Annotated in this window: 19 protein-coding genes and 1 pseudogene; 7 read left to right on the top strand and 13 right to left on the bottom strand. The window is 67.5% G+C overall.

Annotation, left to right across the window (positions count from 1 at the left end):
• From ACFPJ1_RS21195 to ACFPJ1_RS21180, 4 genes are all read right to left on the bottom strand, one after another.
• Positions 1–454: transposase (locus tag ACFPJ1_RS21195; protein WP_380106260.1), on the bottom strand; the 454-nt coding region annotated here is incomplete at its 3' end.
• Positions 455–537: 83 nt separating this feature from the next.
• Positions 538–987, bottom strand: a complete 450-nt coding sequence (locus tag ACFPJ1_RS21190; protein ID WP_380106259.1) for a PPC domain-containing DNA-binding protein — start codon at positions 985–987, stop codon at positions 538–540.
• Positions 974–1,834 carry a hypothetical protein gene (locus ACFPJ1_RS21185; RefSeq protein WP_380106258.1) on the bottom strand — a complete coding sequence of 287 codons (861 nt, stop codon included), beginning with the start codon at positions 1,832–1,834 and terminating at the stop codon, positions 974–976. Before ACFPJ1_RS21185 ends, ACFPJ1_RS21190 begins: the two co-directional genes overlap by 14 nt.
• A 156-nt stretch (positions 1,835–1,990) precedes the next feature.
• Positions 1,991–2,983, bottom strand: a complete 993-nt coding sequence (locus tag ACFPJ1_RS21180) for a tyrosine-type recombinase/integrase (protein WP_380106257.1) — start codon at positions 2,981–2,983, stop codon at positions 1,991–1,993.
• A gap of 119 nt (positions 2,984–3,102) precedes the next feature.
• Between ACFPJ1_RS21180 and ACFPJ1_RS21175 the strand changes: the two genes are divergently transcribed.
• The 4 genes from ACFPJ1_RS21175 to ACFPJ1_RS21160 all read left to right on the top strand — a co-directional run bounded on the left by ACFPJ1_RS21175 (position 3,103) and on the right by ACFPJ1_RS21160 (position 4,938).
• On the top strand, positions 3,103–3,504 hold the full coding sequence (locus tag ACFPJ1_RS21175; protein ID WP_380106256.1) for a LapA family protein: 402 nt from the start codon (positions 3,103–3,105) through the stop codon (positions 3,502–3,504).
• Positions 3,505–3,613: 109 nt separating this feature from the next.
• Complete coding sequence (locus ACFPJ1_RS21170; RefSeq protein WP_380106255.1) at positions 3,614–3,919, top strand: hypothetical protein; 306 nt, start codon at positions 3,614–3,616, stop codon at positions 3,917–3,919.
• A gap of 121 nt (positions 3,920–4,040) precedes the next feature.
• The gene (locus ACFPJ1_RS21165) at positions 4,041–4,541 is read left to right on the top strand and encodes an Hsp20/alpha crystallin family protein (protein WP_380106253.1); all 501 of its coding nucleotides are present in this window, start codon (positions 4,041–4,043) and stop codon (positions 4,539–4,541) included.
• Between the two features lie 34 nt (positions 4,542–4,575).
• On the top strand, positions 4,576–4,938 hold the full coding sequence (locus ACFPJ1_RS21160) for a hypothetical protein (RefSeq protein ID WP_380106252.1): 363 nt from the start codon (positions 4,576–4,578) through the stop codon (positions 4,936–4,938).
• Positions 4,939–5,158: 220 nt separating this feature from the next.
• Here the strand turns inward: ACFPJ1_RS21160 and ACFPJ1_RS21155 are convergent, their stop codons facing one another.
• The 5 genes from ACFPJ1_RS21155 to ACFPJ1_RS21135 all read right to left on the bottom strand — a co-directional run bounded on the left by ACFPJ1_RS21155 (position 5,159) and on the right by ACFPJ1_RS21135 (position 9,657).
• The gene (locus ACFPJ1_RS21155; protein WP_380106251.1) at positions 5,159–5,851 is read right to left on the bottom strand and encodes a hypothetical protein; all 693 of its coding nucleotides are present in this window, start codon (positions 5,849–5,851) and stop codon (positions 5,159–5,161) included.
• 531 nt (positions 5,852–6,382) lie between these two features.
• Positions 6,383–7,324 (bottom strand): acyl-CoA desaturase, encoded by a 942-nt coding sequence (locus ACFPJ1_RS21150; protein WP_380106249.1) that lies wholly within the window; start codon positions 7,322–7,324, stop codon positions 6,383–6,385.
• Positions 7,325–7,573: 249 nt separating this feature from the next.
• The gene (locus ACFPJ1_RS21145; RefSeq protein ID WP_380106247.1) at positions 7,574–8,302 is read right to left on the bottom strand and encodes a GAF and ANTAR domain-containing protein; all 729 of its coding nucleotides are present in this window, start codon (positions 8,300–8,302) and stop codon (positions 7,574–7,576) included.
• Positions 8,303–8,644: 342 nt separating this feature from the next.
• Entirely contained in the window at positions 8,645–9,358 is a 714-nt protein-coding gene (locus ACFPJ1_RS21140) for a fatty acid desaturase family protein (protein ID WP_380106245.1), read from the bottom strand.
• 167 nt (positions 9,359–9,525) lie between these two features.
• Positions 9,526–9,657, bottom strand: coding sequence for a hypothetical protein (locus tag ACFPJ1_RS21135; RefSeq protein WP_380106243.1), 132 nt, complete (start codon positions 9,655–9,657; stop codon positions 9,526–9,528).
• Between the two features lie 98 nt (positions 9,658–9,755).
• Here ACFPJ1_RS21135 and ACFPJ1_RS21130 point away from each other — a divergent pair, with 98 nt between their 5' ends.
• Entirely contained in the window at positions 9,756–9,971 is a 216-nt protein-coding gene (locus ACFPJ1_RS21130; RefSeq protein WP_380106241.1) for a hypothetical protein, read from the top strand.
• Between the two features lie 5 nt (positions 9,972–9,976).
• Here ACFPJ1_RS21130 and ACFPJ1_RS21125 read toward each other — a convergent pair whose 3' ends face one another.
• Positions 9,977–10,777, bottom strand: a complete 801-nt coding sequence (locus tag ACFPJ1_RS21125; RefSeq protein ID WP_380106263.1) for an NAD(P)/FAD-dependent oxidoreductase — start codon at positions 10,775–10,777, stop codon at positions 9,977–9,979.
• Between the two features lie 41 nt (positions 10,778–10,818).
• A pseudogene (locus ACFPJ1_RS21120) lies at positions 10,819–11,020 on the bottom strand (IS1380 family transposase); the annotation flags it as partial.
• Positions 11,021–11,163: 143 nt separating this feature from the next.
• Between ACFPJ1_RS21120 and ACFPJ1_RS21115 the strand changes: the two are divergent.
• Positions 11,164–11,493, top strand: a complete 330-nt coding sequence (locus ACFPJ1_RS21115; protein ID WP_380106239.1) for a hypothetical protein — start codon at positions 11,164–11,166, stop codon at positions 11,491–11,493.
• Between the two features lie 405 nt (positions 11,494–11,898).
• On the opposite strand, the gene ACFPJ1_RS21110 is transcribed toward ACFPJ1_RS21115, so the two are convergent.
• A complete protein-coding gene (locus ACFPJ1_RS21110) occupies positions 11,899–12,558 on the bottom strand; it encodes a CGNR zinc finger domain-containing protein (protein ID WP_380106237.1) in 660 nt (219 codons plus the stop codon).
• 157 nt (positions 12,559–12,715) lie between these two features.
• On the opposite strand from ACFPJ1_RS21110, the gene ACFPJ1_RS21105 reads away from it, so the two are divergent.
• Positions 12,716–13,981: a CynX/NimT family MFS transporter gene (locus tag ACFPJ1_RS21105; RefSeq protein WP_380106235.1), complete on the top strand. Its 1,266-nt coding sequence runs from the start codon at positions 12,716–12,718 to the stop codon at positions 13,979–13,981.
• A gap of 37 nt (positions 13,982–14,018) precedes the next feature.
• Here ACFPJ1_RS21105 and ACFPJ1_RS21100 read toward each other — a convergent pair whose 3' ends face one another.
• A complete protein-coding gene (locus ACFPJ1_RS21100; protein WP_380106261.1) occupies positions 14,019–14,150 on the bottom strand; it encodes an ArsR family transcriptional regulator in 132 nt (43 codons plus the stop codon).
• Positions 14,151–14,243: the final 93 nt, after the last annotated feature.

Genomic DNA, 14,243 nt, shown 5'->3' with positions numbered 1-14,243 from the left:
GGAACTGGTGAACCTGCTCGTCGAGCTCGGCGGCCATCACCGAGACCTGCGACTTCGACAACCGGGTGATGCCGAGGGTCTCGACCAGCTTCTCCATCCGCCGCGTGGACACCCCGAGCAGGTAGCACGTCGCCACCACCGTGGTCAACGCCCGCTCCGCGCGGCGGCGCCGTTCCAGCAGCCAGTCCGGGAAGTACGACCCCGACCGGAGCTTGGGGATCGCCACGTCCAGGGTGCCGGCGCGGGTGTCGAAGTCGCGGTGCCGGTAGCCGTTGCGGGAGTTGGTCCGCTCCGCGCTCGGCACGCCGTACGGGGCGCCGCAGACCGCGTCGGCCTCCGCCGACATGAGCGCCTCGATGAACGTCGTGAGCATCTGCCGGAGCAGATCCGGCGACGCGGTGGTCAGTTGGTCGTGCAGGAACCGGGCAGGGTCGATACTGGTGTTCGCGGTCATCGCGTAGTTCTCCTTCAGAAGTCTGTGAGAGGTCTTCCAAAGGATCACGCGATGACCGCCTCTATGCGCCTACGCCACGCCCATCAGCGGGCCTGCCGTACACCACTCTGCTGGACGCCACTCCGCGTCAACGTTGGCTGCGCTACCTCGACCAAATACATCTCCGTCAGGAAGTGAATCCTGGCGCTCAGTAGGTGGCTCGTGTGTGCCGTGGCTGAGTGCGCCTTGAGGCCGACGGAGACGTGGATGTGGGGCAGCACGGTCTGGCTCTGCTCGTCGTAGGCGAGCGTCCCTGCACCCACGGCTTCGACATTGGTTAGGTGGACGGCGCTCCAGACCGGGGCATCTGGGTTGTCTAGTTTCTCGCAGGTGCCGACGAGTTCAACTTCGCGCATGCCGGCAATGAACATGGGGATGAAGCCTTGTTTTACGTCATGTTCGCGGCAGAAGTCGGACAGGGCGGTGTAGAAGTCGTCGCCGTGGTCGAAGTGGACTACGAACGAGCGGCCCATTGTGACTTCAGCTGCGCGCAAGGTCGGCTCCTTGGAGTGAGGTGGTCTTGTCGAGATAAGCAACGTAGCGAACCGCGGTCGCGAGGCCTTCGGTGGACAGTAGGCGGCTGCGAGGGCGGGCGATGCCGTCGACGCCGGCGTAGGTGAGGTCTCGGCAGCGTTGACGAAACCACGGCCAGGGAATGTTGAGGTAGCCGGCCATCGCCTCGAGCCGCCGTGCCGAAGTTGACTGGGCGATGATCGATCGCGACGAGCTGCGCTGGTCGACCTCGGCGTAGACGGTACGTCGCGACCGCGGCGCGCTGGTCTCGACGTACCAGAGGCCGGGAGCGCGAAGGAAGTTCGCAACGATCGCGGCATCACCCAGGACGAAGCCCTCCACGTCCGCCAGGTCCGGCTCGGCGCTGACCTCGACGGTGATGCCGAAAGCCTCCATGAGGGCGACCGCGAGCAGGAGAACGACGCGCTCGTACTTCGGCGACGACTCGACCTGATGCTCAGGAATGCAGAAGCCTCTGCGGGCGGACGGTAGCGTCCGGGCAGTGTGGCGGAGGTAGTCGAGTTTGTGGCTCCACAGGAGCCATGAGGCCGCCTCTTCACCGCGTTGCTCTCTTGTCCAGAACATCGGATGCGGTGAAAGTCGGCTGAGGTTCCTCGAGATGTGGTTGGCACAGAAGTACGAACCCAGCCACCGCTGAGACACCCCGTTGAGTTCCGGTGCCTCGCTGGCCGTCGCCGCTGAAGCCGTCAACTGCTCGTAGCGGGTGAGCCCTCGCTGGTGCGTGTCCAGGGCCGCGTCGTCGGCCAGGATGGCCGTATCGGTGTTCGTGATCGCCCAGATCACGCCGACAGTGAAGTCGTCGAGCACGAAAGCCGCTGGGATCTCAGCCGGTGTAGGTCGCTGGCCCGCGAACTCTCGGCCGTCGCTCAGGTAGAGGGCACCCTCGTCGACGTCGGGTTGGAGCCAATCGGCCTCCCGAAGCTGGCCCGAACCGACAAGTAGTGCGCTGGTGGGGTGCGGTGGTCAGCGGTCGACGGTGAGTCGGGCGACGGCGGCGTCGAGGTCGTCCTCGGTGGGCAGGGTGTAGATCCGGGTGGAGTCCAGGGAGGCGTGGCCGAGGAGCTCTGCGACGGTGACCAGGTTGGTGCCGGCGCGGACCAGGTCGGTGCCGAAGCACTGTCGTAGCACGTGTGGGGTGACCTGGTCGGCCAGGCCGGCGGCGCGAGCGATGCGGGCGATGATCGTGCCGGCCGCACGCGCGGACAGTCGGCCACCTGTGCGGTTGAGGAACACCGCGGGGTTGGTGTCGCTGCCGGGCCAGCTGTGACGCTCGGCGAGCCAGGCGTCGAGTGCGTTGCCGAGCTCGGTGTGCACCGGGACGTTGCGCTGCTTGCGGCCCTTGCCGCGGATCCGCAGCCGGCGGCGCCGCTGGGTGGTGGGCAGGTCGTTCAGGTCCAGGCCGACGGTCTCAGCGATGCGGGTGCCGGCCAGCCGCATCAGCGCCGCCAGCGCGCGTTCCCGTGGCGGCGCGGACTGGGCGGCTCGTTGCCAGCGCAGGTCGTCGCGCCCGACCAGTGCCCTGGGTGCCCGCCGGGCGGGGAGGTCGATGCGAGCGACCTGGTCGCCGTCGAGCTTGCCGAGGCCGCGGCGGGTCGCGAGATCCGACACGGCGGCGAGCGCGCCGTTCACGGTCGCCGGCGCCCGCTTCAGCGTGCCGTACAGGTAGGTCTTGTAGTCGCGGGCGGCCCAGGTGGCCGCGTCCGGGTCGGTGAGCGGGTTGCCGTCGACGGCCGCATTGGCCAGCCAGGCCAGGTACATCCGCACCCTGGACAGGTAGGTGCGCCGGGCCTGCGCGGTCAGGTCCGCCCGGGCGAGCTCGCCGGCGTACTGGTCGAGCACCGCCGCCAGGGGCGTCGGCAGTGACGTCGGTCTGCGCCCCCGCGACCCGGGCGACTTGTTCTCTGAACCGGTTGCGGGTGGTTCAACCGTCGCCGGTGCCGTGTTCTCTGAACTCACAGGAGCGATCGTATTAGAGAATCCATGTTCTCTGAACCAGCGTAGGATAGAGGTGTCCGGAACGACGACACTCCACTCCTGAGGTGCCAGCCACACCGGCTCCCCGCAAGGAAGACGCCATGTCCGTCTTCAACCGCACCCGGAAATCACAGAAGACCCCGGCCGATCCTGCTGACACGGCCGCCGCGGATCCAACACTCGCAACGATCCCCACGCCCGCAGCCTCGACCGAGCCCGCAGCGGCACCGGCGCCCTCGCCGGGTCCGGTGCTCCGCACCCGCACAGGTGCCACCTGGGTCGGGATCTGCGCCGCCGTGCTCACGCTCGTGGTGCTGATCGTGTTCATGCTGCAAAACACCCACCGCGTCGAGGTCAGCTTCCTGTGGATGGACGGGTCCGTGCCGCTGGCGCTGGCCCTGCTGGTCGCCGGCGTCGGCGTCGGCATCGTCGCCATGGTGGTCGACACCGCGCGGGTCACCCAGCTGCGCCGGCTCGTCCGCGACCGCCGGCAGCGTCACTGAGCAGGCTCGTGGCCCTTGGGCAGCCGACAGTGTCGGCCCGGGGGTAGCGCTGATCGGAAGGCCACGGCCCACACAAGGCCCCGACTCCAATGGCAAGGGAGACGTCGCGGTGGCGGACAACAGTCGACTCAACAGGCGTCGGGTCGCACCGGCCGCACCTGCGCCCGTGCAGGTCCTGATCGGTGGCCGGTGGCTGACCGCCAAGGCGCACGCCGTCCGCGGCGGCCGCCGCGGCGCACAAGTCCTGATCGCCTGCTACGGGCGCCTGGTCTGGATCACCGCCGGCCGGGTCCGCAGACCACAACACCCCTCACCGCAACATCATGACCGTCCCGACCAGCCGGCGGCCCAACCACCGACCCGGGCAGGCCTCGCGTCCGGAACGGACGGCTCCGAAGACCAGGCGAAGAGGTGACATCACCATGGCGCGACCACTCCACCCAATCCGACGCCACAGCGACCGGGCCGGCCAACAGGACCAGCCCTCCCGGCAGGACCCGGACGACACGGGCGGCCAAGACCGGCCGGGTCAACCGATGCGCTGGCTGCCGAGCGAACCGTTCGCCCACCTCGAAGACATCTACCGGCGGATGAACCAGATGATGCGCAACCTGGCCGAGGAAGTCGACCTGCGCTCGTGGCGGTCCCCGGTCGACATCGAGGAAACCGACGACGCCTACCTGGTCGAGATCGACCTGCCCGGCGTGCCACGCGAGACCCTCGCCCTCGAGTGGAACGACCGCCAACTCACCCTGCACGGCGAGGTCAAAGACCGGGAACGGATCGGCATCCTGCACCAGCAGGCCCGCCGCACCGGCCCATTCGACCACACCATCACCCTGCCCGGCGCCGTCGACGGCGACAAGATCGAAGCCACACTGGCCAACGGCGTCCTCACCGTCCACGCGCCCAAGGCCCAAGCCGCCAAAGGTCACCGCATCGAGATCAGCGACACGCCACCAGCAGCGTCATCGACAGATGCGACCAAGGCGACGGGAGACGACCCAGCCAGCGACCCGTCACCCAACGACGGGTGAGCGGGAACAGCATCGATTCCGGGAGGCGCTTGTCATGATTGTGCTCGCACTGATCCTTATTGCCGTCGCCGTGGCACTCGGTTTCGGCGTGGCCGCCTCGTCCGCCGACGACGCAACCCTGGAGGTCTTCGGCGCCGGCCTCGGCCTCACCGTGGCAGGTGTCTTCTTCGTCGGCGCCGCAACCGCGGCCGCGCTGATTCTCGGGCTCTGGCTGCTCAAGAACGGCATGCGCCGCGGCCACCGCCGCCGCAGAGAGGTCCAAGACCTACGCCACCAGCTCGACGCCACGCCGACTACCGCCACCGAACGCGCCGGCCAAGACATCGCTACCGACTCCGTTGCCGATCAGGCTGATGCCTCACCGGACCCGTCGCCGCAGCGGCCCACCAACACATAGGCGCGACCCTCGCGTTGTTGCCTCAACGCCGGGCCCCGGGGCAAACCAGGGGTCGTCCACGACGCCACCAGATCCTCTGACGTCCACTCTTCGGCGCATGGGCCTGCACCGTAGAGCGTGCCCGGGTCACACAGCCGCTACTTTGTCGGTTCGGGCCAGCTTCGGGAGTCCGGGCCGACACGCCATCTCGATCCTGTTGCCACTGCGATCGCGGCGCAGGTCAGAAGAGGATCTGGTGCAGGGGGTCGCCGTCGGTCAATAGTAGGTTGATCCGCTCTGCGACCCGATCGTAGGCCGCGGCCTGGCGCGTGGTGAGTTCGACGTCCGCGTCCGGGTTGGCCTGCAGAACCGCGAGCAGCACCGTGGTGTCGTCGTCGCCGGGCAGGTCCAGCAGGGCGATCAGCCGGGCGAGCGGCTGCAGCAGTTCCTTGCGGCCGGGCGGGTGCGGCGTGCCGGTCCACAGATCCAGATCGGGGGCGAAGTCGTCGAGCAGTTCGGCGAGGTCGTCGAGGCGTCTGCGCTGGTCTGGGTCGAGCACCGCGGCCCGGTCGACCGGCGCCAGGGCGAGGTTGATCACTCTGAGCGCCGCTGCGAGTGTCTCGATGGCGGCATGCGAAATCCAGACGATCCGCAGGGGCATCCGCTGCCGCCCTTCCGCGAACACCCGCGGTCGGGTGCTTTGGCCTAGCTCGTCCGGAGGCACGCTGAACGCGTCCAGCGCATCTCGCAGTACCTCTCCGGCCCGTTGCAACGCGCCCAGCGCCTCGCCGCCTGTCAGTGCCGTCGGCAACAGCCCCGGGCCCGCTTCGGCCGCCGTGCTGTGCTCGACTCGCGACAGCCCTTGCAGCAGGTTCTCGGCGCGCCGGTACATCAGCGCGAATGCCTCGTCATCGGGCACCAACCGCCAACTCATCGCTGACCTCTTTCAGCGCTCGATGGTCGCCCACCGCTGTCAACACTACGTTGCAGCACGCATGCTTCGAGCGGCGCTCCAGAGGGTTGCGGTGGCTGTCGGTCGCTAATGCCGGGCTTGGCGCCATGCCCGGTAGCGGGCGATGATCAGCATCCGGTTGATGCGCGTCTCGGTCGAAGCGTTGTGTGGAGGCGGGACGGAGTTGGGCTGCTTCGGCGTGGTGATGGCTGGGCGCCGGTGAAGGTGCCTGGAGTGTCGTCTGTGCATGGCGAATCCCCCTCGTTCGGGGCACTGCATAGGGCTCGCTTTCAGTGTGCGCCGTGATCCCGCGGTTCGTCACCTTCGAGACAGGCGCGGCTGGCCTGGCGCGACGCGGATCCGTATTCGCGGATCCGTATTCAGGGTTATGGCACGGGTCTCGGTACGAGCCGAAGTACCACGGCTTCCTTCCCTGCACTGGTCGAGGGGTCGGCTCGTGTACCTCGGCCTGGGGCCCGGCGTCCGTGTCGCGGATGGTTGGAGCTCATTAGGTCAAGCGGCGGCCGCGCGCTTTCTTCTGAGGCGTTCCTGGTCTGGCCATTTGACGTCGTACGCCCAGCCAAGCCGTTCGAATCCCTTGATGAACCAGGCGTTGACGTCGATCTGCCCCTTCAGTACACCGTGGCGAGCGCAGGTGGGGTCGGCGTGGTGGAGGTTGTGCCATGACTCGCCCTGACTCAAGATGGCAAGCCACCAGACGTTCCCTGACCTGTCGCGGGCGTCGAAGGGCTTCTTACCGGTGACATGACAGATCGAGTTGATCGAGAACGTGACGTGGTGCATCAGGGCGATACGGACAATAGTGCCCCAGAAGAACCCGGTAGCGGCACCGTGCCACGACCTGTCCCAAAGCCCACCGATGAGCGCAGGTGCTAGCAGAGAGATCGCCGACAATCCACGGAAATGCCGCGAAATCGATGCCATGTCGCGGTCGTTCAGGAGGTCTGGGGCGTAGTGCTTCGGGTCAGCGCGATCCTCACCCCAAAGCACCCACCCGACATGGGCGAAAACAAATCCCTTGGTCACCGCCCAAGCGGTGGAGCCGTAGCGCCAGGGCGAGTGTGGATCTCCATCTCGATCGGAGAACTTGTGGTGTTTGCGGTGGTCGGCTACCCAGCGGATGACGGGTCCCTCGAGAGCCATACTGCCGGCGATTGCTAGTCCGATCCGGAGGCCACGCTTGCTCTTGAAGGCGCCGTGAGTGAAGCCTCGGTGGTAACCGGCGCCGATGCCGGTGGCAGTGATCACGTAGAACACCACCAGAAGGACGATGTCGTGCCAGCCGATCCAGCCGCCCCAGGCGAAGAAGATCCCTGGCAGCAGCGCGAGAGTCGGCACAACGATGAACACCCAGATGAGCCCACGCTCGAGCTTGCCACCAACGGGTTGGAATTCGCCCGGAGGCGAATCATCGGAACCTACAGCTGAAGTCATGGTTCACTCCTAGATGCCGCTCTCCACAAGACCGACAGCCGAGCACGGGTGGGGCTTGTGAGCCCCACTTGGCCCAAGAACGTCGCCTCTGAACCCCGAAACCTCGACGTCTCGATCGGCCCAGGCGGACTGGCGCCGTATCCCGCAGATGCCCCGACGCACGATCATCCACTCGCGGCTCCAGCCGTAACGTGACACCTGATCACACCGCCTCCCACTCCACACCGCCAACCAAGGCCCACCCACCGATCAGCTGATTGCCGGAGATCCATCGGCGGCTCCGGCTGGTGACCTGGTGGGAAACCGGCGGGCGGCAACCAGCACGCCGGCCACGATGCGGAGCTTGACGTTGTTGTCTTGCGAATAGCGGCGCAGCACCGCGAACGCCTGGTCGGCGTCGATCGCGAAGCGTTCCATCAACAGGCCCTGGGCCTGGCCGATGAGCGTGCGGGCCTCCACCGCCTGCGCCAGCGTCGACGCCTCCCGGACGGTCGCGATCGCGACCGCGGCGTGCCGGGCCAACAAACGCGCGGTGGCCTCATCGGCGGCGGTGAACTGGCCCGGACGGCTCCGATAGAGGTTGAGCGCGCCCAAGGTCGACCGGGTAGTGACGAGCCAGACGGTGAGCACGCTGCGCAGACCCAACTCGGCCACCCGTGGACTCCACCGCGGCCACCGCCGGTCGACCATGGTGTCGCCGACCAAGACGCTGCGGTGCTCCCTGCCCACCGGGACACAGGGCCCTTCGCCGTACTCCAGTTGCAGCCGGTCAGCCTGCTCCACCCGCCGGTCTGTGACACCGGCCGTCCGCAGACCCCAACCGCGCTGAACCAGGACCACTCCGGCGCAGTCGCACCCGGTGGCGCGCCGCGCGTACTCCAGCACCCGGCCCACCGTCTCGGCCATGCTCGCCGCGGCGTGCAGCTCCATCGCCAACTTCGCGAAACCGGCAGCTACCACCACGCCTGTCGCAGGCAAACCTGAACTGGGACGGTAACTGCCAACTGCAAGTGGCCGATGATCCGCAGCGCGCGTGACAGACATAGGCCCGACTCCCTGCAATAACAAAGCATTGGAGCGCTGTCGGGGTCTAGGGCAGCCGAGCACACCGCTCCGAAGTCAGAACCGGTGTGATGCTTCGAACGATACCGCCAATCCGCACCTACGGCGCCACTGAAGTCCATAGCTGTACAGCACGTCGAACGCCCAGCTGCGCGGCGTCCCCAGGCCGAGCCCCACGGACCGGAGTCCAGGCAGCGATCCTTCGGGGTTGGTGAGTGCATCGGTCCTGCCCGGCGAAACGCCGCAGGAGGCCTTCCTTCACCCGGCGGCGGTCTTCCGCGTTCGGCGCAGCTCGGCTCCGACATCACGGAGGTGGCGGATCACCGCGCCGTATGACGCGAACGCCGAGGCCTCTACGTAGGGCACCTGATGCGATGCGCAGAAGCGGCGTACCACGGGTTGCGCCACCCGGAGATTGGGCCGCGGCATGCTCGGGAACAGGTGGTGCTCGATCTGGTAGTTGAGGCCGCCCAACGCAAAGTCGACAAATGGCCCACCCCGGACGTTGCGGGAGGTGAGCACCTGCCGCAGCAACGGGTCGGCGGCCTGCTCGGCGGTCAGGATCGGCATCCCCTTGTGGTTGGGGGCGAACGAGCAGCCGAGATAGACACCCAGCAGCCCCTGGTGGATAACGAGAAACACGCTCGCCTGCAGCCAGGTCATGGTGGTGACCAGCAAGACGGCATAGCTGCCGAAATGGACGCCGAGCAGGACGAGCTCGATAGCTCTGTTCCGGATGCCCGGCTTCAGCAAGGCGCGGACGCTGGAGACATGCAGGTCGAGTGCCTCGAGCAACAGGAGGGGAAAGAACAGCCAGGCCTGGTGACGCGTCAGCCAGGCGGCCGCGCCCTTCCTCTCGGCTGCCTGTGCCGCGTCGAACACCAGGATGCCGGGGAGGACCGCACCAGGTCCCGCAGGGGTGAGACCGTGCGCAAGGCGACGACGAATCTGGATGCCGAGTGGCGAACCCATCTGATCGTCGTACCGGCAACGATGGGGTGCTCCCGAGGCGTCATGTACGACCAGATCGACGTACCCCGGGAAGGGTCGGCGAGCTTCTCCGACGACGGCTACCCGGCTTCGCACTCCAGCAACTTCGGAGCGGCTGAGGGCGAGATGCAGCGCGACGTGCCGCGTGCCTACCTCAGATCGGCCAGCCACGAGGTCACCCACGCGTTCAACCAGATCCACCAGGAGAGCGAGACCTCGGCGGACAACTCGATCATGACCACCACGCCGAGCGTGGCCGACGTGCTCGGCGGGCCTGCCACCGGGGATCCCGGGGTGTTCCCGGATCAGATCAACCTCGGGTTCAACACGACGGTGCGCAACCACCTGGCGCACATGCCCGATCCGGTGATCAGGCCGGGTGGCTGGCCGTTCGCCAGCTGGTTCCCGTCCGGCGCGCGCCGCAGCCGGCATCCGGGCCGCGACGGCCGACGCCGCGACGGGACGGTCGCGAGTCGCCGAAGCGTTCGCCGACCTCCTGCCCGCCCGCGGCGCCGCCGACACCGACTCGACAGCCAAGCGCAGCCCGCGCAAGACAGCCAAGAAGTCGTCCACCAGCAAGAAGCCCCGTCGATAGGCCCTTCAGCGGAAGAGGTCGAGGCCCTGGCCGATCATGACGGTGGCCAGCACGATCAGCACGACGATCGTGACCGTGTTCAGATTGGTCACCAGCCAGGTCTCCAGGGCCTTCAGAGTGGGCCGAGAACCGTTAGCGAGGCCACGGCAATGAAGACCGCCACGGCCGCGAACATGGATCCAGTACCAAGACCGGATCCGCCGATGGAGCTGCCCGTACTCAGGACGAGCGGGAGGTTTGTCCCCGCCCTGAGGATCTTGATCGTCTCTTCCAGCTCGGCGTTCTTGTGCTTCAACTCCTAAGTCTCCCGCGCCTGCGCGGTCGTCACCTCCATCGGCCTCGCCGGAATCGTCCGCGGCCTGACGAACCCGCCGGCGCGGCGACTCCGGCGTCATCCCCAGCCGGCCCGCCACCGTGTTGATCGCCTCCCACTCATTGGCGTAGTCGCCCCGATGCTCGGCCACCAACCGGACCGCCTTGGCCCTGGCCCGCGCGTCCTGCGGAATGCTCCCGATGAAGACGAAGAGCGCCTTCGCCGGCACGGCTTGCCGTTCCCCGCTCTTCAGGTCCTCGATCACGACCTCCTCCAGCAGGCGCCGGCCGCGGACAGCGCGCACCTCACTGTGCACCAGCACCCGGATCCGGCCGATGCCCTCGATCCGGTCGGCCAGGTAGCGGGACATGTCCTGGCCGAGATCGTTGCTGCGGACAACCACTGTGACCTGGCCGGCGTGCTGCGACAGGAAGACGGCGGCCTGTCCGGCGGAGTTCCGCCCCCCACGATGACCACTGGGTCGCCGCGGCACAAGTTCGCCTCGAGCTCGGTGGCGGCGTAGTACACGCTGGTGAGCCTTCGAGCCGACGACGCGATCCTGGCCGGGATCGTGATCAGTTTGCGCCGGATGGTGGCGGTGGTCGCCTTGGCCAGTGCGGGTCCGGCGAGGGTAGCGGCGGCGCGGGTGAGGTTTGAACGCCATGACCGCGAGCACCAGCCACGCCGCGTTCGCGCTGAACACCCCGGACGGCTGGTGAGCAAGGGCCGAGTTCTTCGATACCACGACGTGGCGGTACAGAACGGGTGCCGCCCAAATTGCTGCCTGCACGACTCCGTGGCCGTTCTTTTAGTATGCGTGCCTGCATTCCCAAGTCAGTGTCGAGCCGACGCTGGCTGACTCTCGGACGGTTGCGTCAGGTGGGCGACGAACCACTCACGGGCAAGGCGAGCCACCATCTCCAAAGCGCCGGGTTCTTCGAACAGGTGGGAGGCGCCGGGCACGATCTCAAGGCGGGTATGGCCGCTGAGCAGGGCCATGGCTCGCCGGTTGAGCTGGACGACGGTCGCGTCGTTCTCACCGACGATCAGCAGAGCATCGCGTCGCTTCGAGCCGACCTCCTCAACATCCGCGCGCAGAACACACGGCTCCACCAGCACATCCACGCACTGGAGAAACGGCTTCGCACATGTTCAAATGCCGGAGCACGCAAGGTCGGCCGCCCCTCAACGCCGTCCCGGCGGCACTGAGGCAGCGCGATCAAGACATCAACGTCGCCGATCCGCGTGGGGGAAACAGCGCCCAGGCATGCCAGCTCAACATCGAACCCCTCACCAGGCTCGAAGATCCCCTCGACCGAAGCCATAGGTCTCAGTTTGCCGCCATGAACCGCGTGGGCTGATCCTCGCTAGCTCACGTTTCGGCTCGTGTTGCTCTTCGGGCTCGTGGTGCTTATCTCCCTGGCCCAAAGAGCGGCGAGACTTCGTGCGCGCGATCGCCTCGCGGCTGGCCAAGACGGTGAGGTGATGGCTCGGGTAGGTGTTGAGAATCGATCGATTTCTCGACACCCCCCGGTGAGTGGACCGACCCGCCGGCCACTGGGGCCATAGGATCGCGGGGGGACTCCCGTCGATCCAATCGACAACTCCGGTCCATTACTTGAAGCGTGCACTGGTGCCGGCGCCACTTTGGTGGCAATCGTTGGCGGTCTGCTGGTGACTCGCGGCGGTGGTGTTGCGGCGTTGGCGGTAGTTGCGCATGCCTACCTGGGTACTGCAGGTGCTGCTGCAGTAGGCGCCGGAGGTGTTGCGACTGCGGTCGTAGAAGGCGAAGTGGCAGCGCTGGTTGCGGCAGGCCTTGCACCGATTCCAAGCGCCGGTGAGGGCGAGTTCGGTCATGGCGGCCAAGACGCTGCCGAGGGCGCCGGGTAGGCCGCGCTGGGCGGGAACCAGATGCGCGCCGGAACGGTCGACGACGGTGACTAACGGGTAGCGGCCGCCGGTTCGTCGCAGCAGGCCCTCGGCCTCTACCAGGGTTTTCGCGCTGCTGTGAGGGTCGTCGGAATGGCCCAGCAGGATAGCGACCAGAGCGTCGCGCAGTTCGCGTACGGCGCCGGCGTCAGCATCGGTCACGTCGGCCGCGGCCTCGGCGAAGCCGTGCTCGGCCAACCAGTCCGACAGCCCGTCTGCGTCGGCAAACCGCTCGGAACGGCCAAACCTGTCGGCGTGCGTGTTGGCGAAGCCAAGGACGATCTCCACCTCGGCAGCCGACGGTGGGGGCTGTTTCGTACGGAATGTCACGGTGTCGCTGGCCATGTCTTGAGACTATCACCATCAAAGTGATGGGAGTAGGTCTTACACTCTTCACCTTCATCCGATCTGAGCCGGTTGGAGTTATAAGTGTTCCGAGTATGCTCATCACTAGAGGTTGGGGTGCTGCCGCAACCGCTCCCATAGGGACAGGGGCAATGCCATGACGATGAACCCGCACTGCGCGCGCGCCGCACTCGTCGTGTCCCTGTCTCCCGACCGCAACGGCACCCCGCCCGTCGCCAAGGCCAGGCTCTTGCTTGCCGTCGGCGTGATTGTGCTGGCGCTCAACCTGCGCCCGTCGATCGTCGCCGTGTCCCCAATACTGGGCATGGTCCGACACGACACCGGATGGTCGACCGCCGCGGTCGGTCTGCTCACGACGCTGCCCCTGCTGTGCTTCGGCCTGCTCGCACCGCTCGCGCCGCGCCTGGGGCGCCGCTTCGGCATGGAGCCCACCCTGCTCGCCGCCATGGTGGCGATCTGCGCCGGGACCGCCTTGCGCCTGATCCCCTCCACGGCCACGTTGCTCGGCGGCACAGCCGTGATCGGCGCGGGCATCGCGGTGGCGAACGTGCTGCTGCCGGGGGTCATCAAGCGGGACTTCGCCCGCCGTGTCGGTCTCATAACCGGGCTCTATTCGATGTCGCTAGCCGTCGGCGCCACGCTCGCGGCCGGAATCACCGTCCCCCTCGGACACGTCGCGCACACCGACTGGCGGACGACGCTGGCCCTGTGGGGGCTGCTCGCGGTGCTGGGGGTGGCGACGTGGGCCCCACAGTTACGCCGCCACACCCGTCAGGCAGTATCCGAGGCCAGCGCCGAGGCACAACCGGTGCACGGAATCTGGCGCCACCCAGTGGCCTGGCTGGTCACCGCCTTCATGGGCCTGCAGTCTCTCGAGTACTACGCGACCACCGCGTACCTGCCCTCCATCCTCACCGAGGCGGGCCTGTCGCCGGCTTTCGCGGGGTGGATGCTTTCCCTCGCCAACCTGCTGGGCATCGCGGCCGCCTTCGCAGCTCCGACGCTGGCAGTTCGGGGAGGCAGGCCGGGACTGCTCGCCATCCTCGCAACGGTCCTCACGGCGAGCGGCCTCGCCGGACTCATACTCGCGCCAGCGTCCGGCGCGTACCTGTGGATCGTGCTGCTGGGCTTCGGCCAGAGCGCGGCGTTCTCACTGGCGCTGCTGTTCATCGTGCTGCGGGCACCGGACGGGAGGCACGCGGCTCAGCTGTCCAGCATGGCCCAGTGCTGCGGCTATCTGCTGGCGGCCGTCGGCCCGCTGGCATTGGGTTCCGTGCGGCAGGTGACCGGTGGCTGGACCGTGCCGCTCATGGTCTTGCTCGTCCTACTCGTACCGCAAGCCGTCGCCGGTCTCGGCGCGGCCAGGAACCGCTACGCCGCACCCGAGGCGCCGACGCCATGACGCCGGAGGCGTACCCCGACGAAGCGGCCGCACAGGATCAGCCTGCGCATTGCTGACCGTCCGTCTTCGATAGGTGGCGATAGATGGTGGGGCGAGTGACCCCGAACTCTGCCGCGATTTGAGCAACGGTGTAGCGCCGCTTCCCGTCGTCCTCGGTCTCTTCGTACATCTGCCGCGCCAGTCTCACCTGGACTCCCCAGCACCTCCCCGTCCGGCCCGAGCAGCGCCGCGCCGATGGGGATCCCGCCCTCCGCGAGCCCTT

Source organism: Kribbella qitaiheensis, from assembly GCF_042657745.1.
Lineage (GTDB): Bacteria > Actinomycetota > Actinomycetes > Propionibacteriales > Kribbellaceae > Kribbella > Kribbella qitaiheensis.
The sequence above is the reverse complement of the archived record's forward strand: the minus strand, read 5'-3'. Positions and strand labels throughout refer to the sequence as shown.